We start from the raw sequence: 435 nt of genomic DNA, 5'->3' as shown, positions 1-435 counted from the left end.
TTTATCTGATGAATCCGGCTTAGTCTCTGCGTTTGCAGTGCTCTCCTGAGTCTTATAGTGCTAACTGAAGACCAAGGTATACGCCGCTTTCAAGGGTTTCATTCTTGCCATCTAATTCGCTGCCAACATTCATATAGCGGAAGCCGAATGCGATATCGGCATTTTCAATAATTCGGTAATTGACTTGGGTTCTAAAACGACTGAACTCGTCAGAGTCTCCAAAAGATAGTACCTTGGGCGCATAATGTAGATCTGTTTCAAATGATAAGCCAGGTGCGCTTGGTAGGTTTAGCCTTAGTGAACCGCCAATTCCAACAGCAGTACCTTTGAAATCCTCGATTTTAAAAAAGTTACTTTCAAATCCAATAGCAACTGTTGCTGGCATATTACCGATAACGGTTTGTCCTTTTGCATGTAGGTCAACGTTTAGAATAT

The 435-nt window shown here is 41.6% G+C and carries 1 protein-coding gene; it reads right to left on the bottom strand.

What is annotated here, in order from left to right:
- Positions 1-52: 52 nt before the first annotated feature.
- A partial coding sequence (locus tag A3757_RS05290) for a YfaZ family outer membrane protein (RefSeq protein WP_068739266.1) occupies positions 53-435 on the bottom strand: 383 nt, incomplete at its 5' end.

The organism is Oleiphilus sp. HI0117, from assembly GCF_001635235.1.
Note: the sequence above shows the minus strand (reverse complement) of the source record. Positions and strands in the feature narration are given on the sequence as shown.